We start from the raw sequence: 7,360 nt of genomic DNA, 5'->3' as shown, positions 1-7,360 counted from the left end.
TTCCCCAACAACGCGGTGGAGTATTTCGTCTCCTACTATGACTACTACCAGCCCGAGGCCTATATCCCCCACACCGACACCTTCATCGAGAAGGACGCCGCCACCAACGACGAGATTGACCGCCTGCGGCTGTCCGCCACCTGCGCCCTGCTGGAGCGGCGGGACGTAATTGTGGTGTCCTCTGTGTCCTGCATCTACGGCCTGGGCGAGCCGGAGGACTTTGCCAAGATGATGATCTCCCTCCGGGTGGGCATGGAGATGAAGCGGGATGTGCTTCTCAAGCGGCTGGTGGAGATCCGCTATGAGCGCAACGACATCGCCTTTGAGCGGAATATGTTCCGGGTCCGGGGGGACACGGTGGAAATCTATCCCGCATACTGGAAGGACTCCGCCATCCGGGTGGAGTTCTTCGGAGACGAGATTGACCGCATCAGTGAGGTTAACGCCGTCACCGGCACCCCCATCCGCATCCTCAACCACGTGCCCATCTGGCCCGCCACCCACTACGTCACGCCCAAGGAGAAGATGGACGCCGCCATCGGTGAGATTTATAAGGAGCTGGAGGAGCGGGTGGCCTTCTTCGAGCGGGAGAACAAGCTGGTGGAGGCCCAGCGGCTCAAGCAGCGGGTTATGTACGACATCGAGATGATGCAGGAGCTGGGCTACTGCTCCGGCATCGAGAACTACTCCCGGGTCATTGAGGGCCGTCCTGCCGGTACGCCGCCCCACACCCTGCTGGACTACTTTCCCAAGGACTTTCTCATGTTCATCGACGAGAGCCACGTCACGCTCCCCCAGGTACGGGCTATGTACAACGGCGACCACGCCCGCAAGACTACCCTGGTGGACTATGGCTTCCGCCTGCCCTGCGCCTACGATAACCGGCCGTTAAAGTTTGAAGAGTTTGAGCAGCGGATTAACCAGGTCATCTACGTCTCAGCCACGCCCGGCGAGTACGAGCGCACCCGGTCCGGACAGATTGTGGAGCAGGTTATCCGGCCCACCGGCCTGCTGGACCCCCGCATCGAGGTCCGCCCGGTGGAGGGCCAGATCGACGACCTCATCGGAGAGATCAACGCCCGCACCGAGCGGAAGGAGCGTGTGCTGGTCACCACCCTCACCAAGCGGATGGCCGAGGACCTCACCGCCTACCTGAAAAATGCGGGCATCAAGGTCCGCTATATGCATCACGACATCGACACCATCGAGCGGCAGGAGATCATCCGGGACCTGCGTCTGGGCGTGTTCGATGTGCTGGTGGGCATCAACCTGCTGCGTGAGGGCCTGGACCTGCCCGAGGTGAGCCTGGTGGCCATCCTGGACGCGGACAAGGAGGGCTTCCTCCGCAGCGAGACCTCCCTCATCCAGACCATCGGCCGGGCGGCCCGAAACGCCGACGGCCTGGTCATTATGTACGCCGACAAAATTACCCCCTCCATGCGGGCCGCCATCGACGAGACCGAGCGCCGCCGGGAGAAGCAGGACGCCTTCAACAAGGCCCACGGCATTGTGCCCAAGACGGTGGTCAAGTCGGTGCGCAACCTCATCGAGCTGTCCGGCGAGGTGGAGGAGACCAAGAAGTTCGACTTCAGCCAGAAGCAGATGACCAAGCAGCAGCGCCTGGAGGCCATCGCCAAGCTGGAGAAGGAGATGAAGGAGGCCTCCAAGATGCTGGAATTCGAGTACGCCGCCATTCTGAGAGACAAGATCATCAAGCTGCGGGGCGAGGGCTAACCCCGCCGGAGCAGTCGCGAGAGAAAGCGAGGACGACTTATGACCAAGCAATCCCAAAAGATATTATCCGGCTTTCAAGTCCGCAAATCCGGCCGGCAGAAGCGGGCCTTCCGGGCCTGGCTGCGCCGGGAGCTGGAGGGGGCGGGCTGGACCGTCACCGAGGAACGGGGACGTTTTTCTGGTATCAACGTCATCGCCGGGGACCCGGAGAAGGCGGAGGTACTCTTCACCGCCCACTACGACACCCAGGCCGTGCTGCCCATACCAAACTTCATCACCCCCCGGAACCTGGGGTGGTATCTGGCCTATCAGCTGGTGTTTGTGGTCCTTATGTTCGCGGCGGTCCTTGTAGTGGAGTTTGCCGTCATGCTGCTGCTGGACCTGCCGCGCCAGGCCGCACCCTGGCCAGCCATCGCCATGTGCATTTTCCTGATGTGGTGGATGTTCTTCGGAAAGGCCAACCGGCACACCGCCAACGACAACACCTCCGGCGTGATTACCCTGCTGGAGGCCGCCCTCACCCTGCCGCAGGAGCTGCGGGAGAAAGCCTGCTTCGTGTTCTTCGACAACGAGGAGCGGGGCATGCTGGGTTCCGCCGCTTTTGCCAGCAAACGAAGACAGGTGAAGGAGGAGAAGCTGGTGCTCAACTTCGACTGTGTGTCCGACGGCAGCTCTGTCCAGTTTTTCCCCACCAAGTCCCTGAAGAAGGATGAGGCCGCCCTGGAGCGGATTGAGCGGGCCTTTCTTCCCCAGAGCGGAAAGACGGTGGAGGTGGTGCGGGGCTTCGGCTTTTACCCCTCGGACAACGCCTCCTTCCGCCGTGCAGCTGGGGTGTGCGCCCTGAAGAGGGGGAAGCGGCTGGGCTGGTATATGGACCGCATCCACACCGGCCGTGACACAGTCTTTCAGGAGGAGAACATCTCTCTCCTGACCGACGGCATCCGCCGAATGCTGGAGGAGGATTCGCCGTGAATTTCCTCGGTGAAAATCTGAGGGAGACCCTGGGCATTCTGCTGGCGATCTGGTGGCCCACGCTGATAGGCTTGGCCGCCCTGGCCCTGCTGGCCGTGGCCACGAGCAAGAAGCCGCCCAAAGGGATGCGTATCCTCTGCGGCGCGGCTGGCGCTGCCATCCTGCTGGCCGGCCTTGTGATTGTGTTCCGGGCGCTGTTGGGGTAGCACGGCCCAAAGCTGGAATAATATATCAAGAGAACAGAGCGATTTAAAGGAGAACCAACGACTATGCTGGACCATATTTACGTCAAAGGCGCCCGGGAGAACAACCTGAAGAACATTGACGTGGAGATTCCCCGGGACAAGCTGGTGGTGCTCACCGGCCTGTCCGGCTCGGGCAAATCCTCCCTGGCCTTTGACACCATCTACGCCGAGGGACAGCGCCGCTATGTGGAGTCCCTCAGCTCCTACGCCCGGATGTTCCTGGGCCAGATGGAGAAGCCGGACGTGGACTACATCGACGGCCTGAGCCCCGCCATCTCCATCGACCAGAAGACCACCTCCAAGAACCCCCGCTCCACCGTGGGCACGGTGACCGAGATTTACGACTACCTCCGTCTGCTCTGGGCCCGGGTGGGCACCCCTCACTGCCCCAAGTGCGGCAAGGAGATCAAACAGCAGACCATCGACCAGATTATCGACCAGGTTCTCACCCTGCCCGAGGCCACCCGCATCCAGGTGCTGGCCCCCGTTATCCGGGGCAAGAAGGGCGAGCACCAGAAGGTCTTTGAGGACGCCCGCAAGTCGGGCTATGTCCGCGTCCGGGCGGACGGGTCCATCTACGACCTGACCGAGGAGATCAAGCTGGACAAGAACAAGAAGCACAGCATCGAGGTGGTGGTGGACCGGCTGGTCATCAAGCCGGACATCACCCAGCGGCTCACCGACTCGGTGGAAGTGGCCTCCAACCTGGCGGGGGGCATTGTGATTATCAATATTGTGGGAGAGGATCGGGACATCCTCTTCTCCCAGAACTACGCCTGCGAGGACTGCGGCATCTCTATTGAAGAGCTGACCCCCCGCATGTTTTCCTTCAACAATCCCTTCGGCGCCTGCCCCACCTGCACCGGCCTGGGCTCTCAGCTGAAGGTGGACCCGGACATCGTCATCCCCAACAAGGACCTGTCCATTCTGGAGGGGGCCATCACCGCCTCCGGCTGGAACAATATCAAGGGGGACTCTATCTCCCGGATGTACTTCGACGCCCTGGCCAAGCAGTACAAGTTCAAGCTGACCACTCCGGTGAAGGACCTGCCTGCCGAAGTGCTGGACATCATTCTCTACGGCACCAAGGGGGAGAAGCTGAAGCTGACCTATGAGCGGGGCAACGGCCAGGGCACGCTGTACCAGCCCTTTGAGGGCATCTGCAACAATCTGGAGCGCCGTTACCGGGAGACCCAGTCCGACGCAGTGCGCCGGGAGCTGGAGGAGTGCATGAGCGAGCGGCCCTGCCCCGACTGCGGCGGGCGGCGGCTGCGCAAGGAGTCCCTGGCGGTGACGGTGGGCGGCATCAACATCGACGACTTCTGCCGCAAGTCGGTGACCGACGCCCTGGACTTCATTGACCACCTGACCCTCACCGACCAGCAGATGCTCATTGCCGAACGGATTCTCAAAGAGATTAAGAGCCGCCTGGGCTTTCTCCAGAGCGTGGGACTTCAGTATCTGACCCTGAGCCGGTCTGCCGCCACCCTGTCCGGCGGCGAGAGCCAGCGCATCCGGCTGGCCACCCAGATCGGCTCCTCTCTCATGGGAGTGCTCTACATTCTGGACGAGCCCTCCATCGGCCTCCACCAGCGGGACAACGACATGCTGCTGGACACCATGAAGCACCTGCGGGACCTGGGCAACACCCTGCTGGTGGTGGAGCACGACGAGGACACCATGAGAGCCGCCGACTATATTGTGGATATCGGTCCGGGCGCAGGCGTCCACGGCGGCAATGTGGTGGCCGCGGGCACCGCCGAGGAGGTCATGAATACCCCCGGCTCCATCACTGGCGACTACCTGTCCGGCCGGAAGAAGATCCCCGTGCCCACTGAGCGGCGGAAGGGCAACGGCAAGGTGCTCACCATCCGGGGCGCGGCGGAGAACAACCTGCGGGACATCGACGTGTCCATCCCTCTGGGCACCTTTACCTGCGTCACCGGTGTGTCCGGCTCGGGCAAGTCCAGCCTGGTCAACGAGATTCTCTACAAGAAGCTGGCCGCCGACCTGAACCGGGCCAAGCTCCGGCCGGGCAAGAGCAAGGGCATTGAGGGGGAGCAGTATCTGGACAAGGTCATCGACATCGACCAGTCCCCCATCGGCCGCTCTCCCCGGTCCAACCCGGCCACCTACACCGGGCTGTTCAACGACATCCGGGACCTGTTCGCCTCCACCCAGGACGCCAAGGCCAGGGGCTATGGCCCGGGCCGGTTCTCCTTCAACGTGCGGGGCGGCCGCTGCGAGGCCTGCCAGGGCGACGGCCTCATCAAGATTGAGATGCACTTCCTGCCCGATATCTACGTGCCCTGCGAGGTGTGCAAGGGCAAGCGGTACAACCGGGAGACCCTGGAGGTGCGCTACAAGGGCAAGAACATCTATGAGGTGCTGGACATGACCGTGGAAGAGGCCCTGCCCTTCTTCGAGAACCTGCCCCGCATCTACAACAAGCTCCAGACCCTGTACGAGGTGGGCCTGAGCTATATCAAGCTGGGCCAGCCCTCCACCACCCTGTCCGGCGGCGAGGCCCAGCGGGTGAAGCTGGCCACCGAGCTGTCCAAGCGGAGCACCGGCCAGACCATCTATATCCTGGACGAGCCCACCACCGGCCTCCACACCGCCGACGTCCACAAGCTCATTGAGGTGCTCCAGAAGCTGGTGGACGTGGGCAACACGGTGGTGGTCATTGAGCACAACCTGGACGTCATCAAGACCGCCGACCATATCATCGACCTGGGTCCCGAGGGGGGAGATGGAGGCGGAAATATCGTCGTCACCGGTACGCCGGAGGAAGTGGCGGCCTGCGAAGCGTCCTACACGGGGCGGTATTTGAAGCGGATGCTGTAAAGAGAGAATGGAGAATTGCCCATGAGAATTATATTGGCCCGCCACGGCGAGACCGGCTGGAATGCGGCCGGGCGCGTCCAGGGCGCCAGCGATACGGAACTGAATGAGAAGGGAAGAAGCCAGGCGGAGGAGCTGGGCCGCCGTCTGGCCGAGAGCGGGGAGCGGATTGACATCTGCTACGCCAGCCCCAAGCGCCGGGCCTTTGAGACGGCGGAGATTGCCTGCCGCCACCTGGGGCTTACGCCCATTCCGGTGGACGACCTGCGGGAGGTGAGCTTCGGCGTGTGGGAGGGCCACACCTGGCCGGAGATTGCACAGAAGTGGCCGGAGGAATATGAGGCCTATCAGGAGGACCGGATGAAAGTGGCGCCGCCCGGCGGGGAGTCCCTGGGGGATGCCCTCAAACGGATTCTCCCCGTGCTGGACGCCATTGCCGCCGGTCCGGGGGAGACCGCCCTGGCGGTATGCCACAGCGCGGTTATCCGTGCGGTGCTGGGCTGGCGGGCCGGAGTCCACTTTGACAACAAGGCCCTCTACCGGTTCAATGTGCCCAATGCTCAGTGGGTGGCAGTGGATTGGGACCGGACGGAGCGAAACAGATAAAGGAGGGCATTCCCATGGCGCGGGATATGATTGCGGTGCTGAACCTGGGCAGCCGGGAGAATGAGCGGCTGCTGGCGGAAATTCAATCCCTGGGCGTGGACAGCGCCCTCTGTCCCCACAGCATCACTGCCGGAGAGCTGGACCGGCTTCCCGGTCTGAAGGGCATCATTGTTAACGGCGGCCCTGACCACACGGTGGACGGCGTGGAGATGGAGGTGGCCCAGGAGATATACAATTACCAGGTGCCCGTACTGCTGGCCGACCACATGGGGGACAGCCCCTGGCTGGAGGACGAGGCAGAGCGGATGAACGCTCTGAGGGCTTTTGTACTGGGCATCTGCGGAGCCAGTCCGAGCGAGTAACACGCAGCACAGAAAAACCCGGCGCTCCATTTTGGAGCGCCGGGTTTTTCATGCGGATTATTTGGAAGCTGGGCGTTCCTGACGGCACGTGCCAGAAGCGGCGCAGCCGCCGCAGCCGCACCCGCAGCTTCCGCACGAGCCGGAGCAGCTGTGCCTGCCCAGGCGGCGGTTATGGATGCCTCTGGCGATAATGGCCACGCAGACCGCCGCGATGATAAGGCCGATGATAATATTTGCCATAGTGAACAGCTCCTTCCTGGGGATGCCGGCGGCGGACGGTGTATGCCGCCTGCCGCAGACATGTGTGGGTTACTTGGCCGCCGCGCTGACAGCGCTGACGTCCAGGCGTTCCTCGTACTTATTTCTGCGGGCGAGCAGGTAGATAAGCCCGGCCAGAAGGACCAGGGCCACCACAGTGCCCACGCCGAAGGAGACTTCGCCCAGAATCAGGCCGCCCAGCTGATAGACCATGAGGGCCACAATGTAAGCGAAGCCGCACATGTAGCCGATGGCGCCCAAAGTCCACTTCCAGTTGTTCATCTCCCGCTTGATGGCGCCCATGGCGGCGAAGCAGGGGGCGCACAGCAGGTTGAAAAT

7 protein-coding genes and 1 pseudogene are annotated in these 7,360 nt (G+C 62.6%); 6 read left to right on the top strand and 2 right to left on the bottom strand.

Going from position 1 to position 7,360, the window contains the following annotated elements:
• From uvrB to Q0K06_RS13375, 6 genes are all read left to right on the top strand, one after another.
• The coding region (gene uvrB, locus Q0K06_RS13400; protein WP_294553515.1) for an excinuclease ABC subunit UvrB at window positions 1–1,734 on the top strand (1,734 nt) is incomplete at its 5' end.
• Between the two features lie 39 nt (window positions 1,735–1,773).
• Window positions 1,774–2,706 carry a M28 family peptidase gene (locus Q0K06_RS13395; RefSeq protein ID WP_294553513.1) on the top strand — a complete coding sequence of 311 codons (933 nt, stop codon included), beginning with the start codon at window positions 1,774–1,776 and terminating at the stop codon, window positions 2,704–2,706.
• The gene (locus tag Q0K06_RS13390; RefSeq protein WP_294553511.1) at window positions 2,703–2,912 is read left to right on the top strand and encodes a hypothetical protein; all 210 of its coding nucleotides are present in this window, start codon (window positions 2,703–2,705) and stop codon (window positions 2,910–2,912) included. The genes Q0K06_RS13395 and Q0K06_RS13390 overlap by 4 nt, the downstream gene beginning before the upstream one ends.
• 63 nt (window positions 2,913–2,975) lie before the next feature.
• Entirely contained in the window at window positions 2,976–5,798 is a 2,823-nt protein-coding gene (gene uvrA / locus Q0K06_RS13385; protein ID WP_294553509.1) for an excinuclease ABC subunit UvrA, read from the top strand.
• Window positions 5,799–5,819: 21 nt separating this feature from the next.
• Window positions 5,820–6,401 (top strand): histidine phosphatase family protein, encoded by a 582-nt coding sequence (locus Q0K06_RS13380; protein WP_294553507.1) that lies wholly within the window; start codon window positions 5,820–5,822, stop codon window positions 6,399–6,401.
• A 14-nt stretch (window positions 6,402–6,415) separates the two neighbouring features.
• Window positions 6,416–6,763, top strand: coding sequence for a hypothetical protein (locus Q0K06_RS13375; RefSeq protein ID WP_294553506.1), 348 nt, complete (start codon window positions 6,416–6,418; stop codon window positions 6,761–6,763).
• 57 nt (window positions 6,764–6,820) lie between these two features.
• Here the strand turns inward: Q0K06_RS13375 and Q0K06_RS13370 are convergent, their stop codons facing one another.
• Both Q0K06_RS13370 and Q0K06_RS13365 read right to left on the bottom strand, forming a co-directional pair.
• Complete coding sequence (locus tag Q0K06_RS13370; protein WP_294553503.1) at window positions 6,821–7,003, bottom strand: hypothetical protein; 183 nt, start codon at window positions 7,001–7,003, stop codon at window positions 6,821–6,823.
• Window positions 7,004–7,072: 69 nt separating this feature from the next.
• A pseudogene (locus tag Q0K06_RS13365) lies at window positions 7,073–7,360 on the bottom strand (ferrous iron transporter B); the annotation flags it as partial.

The organism is uncultured Pseudoflavonifractor sp. (genome assembly GCF_944387805.1).
In the GTDB taxonomy this organism is placed as follows: domain Bacteria; phylum Bacillota; class Clostridia; order Oscillospirales; family Oscillospiraceae; genus Pseudoflavonifractor.
Note: the sequence above shows the minus strand (reverse complement) of the source record. Positions and strands in the feature narration are given on the sequence as shown.

Bases quoted from the DNA above. Each gene is read 5' to 3' on its own strand.
- Q0K06_RS13395 (WP_294553513.1), top strand. From the start codon at position 1,774: ATGACCAAGCAATCCCAAAAGATATTATCCGGCTTTCAAGTCCGCAAA.
- uvrA (WP_294553509.1), top strand. From the start codon at position 2,976: ATGCTGGACCATATTTACGTCAAAGGCGCCCGGGAGAACAACCTGAAG.
- Q0K06_RS13380 (WP_294553507.1), top strand. From the start codon at position 5,820: ATGAGAATTATATTGGCCCGCCACGGCGAGACCGGCTGGAATGCGGCC.
- Q0K06_RS13375 (WP_294553506.1), top strand. From the start codon at position 6,416: ATGGCGCGGGATATGATTGCGGTGCTGAACCTGGGCAGCCGGGAGAAT.
- Q0K06_RS13370 (WP_294553503.1), bottom strand. From the start codon at position 7,003: ATGGCAAATATTATCATCGGCCTTATCATCGCGGCGGTCTGCGTGGCC.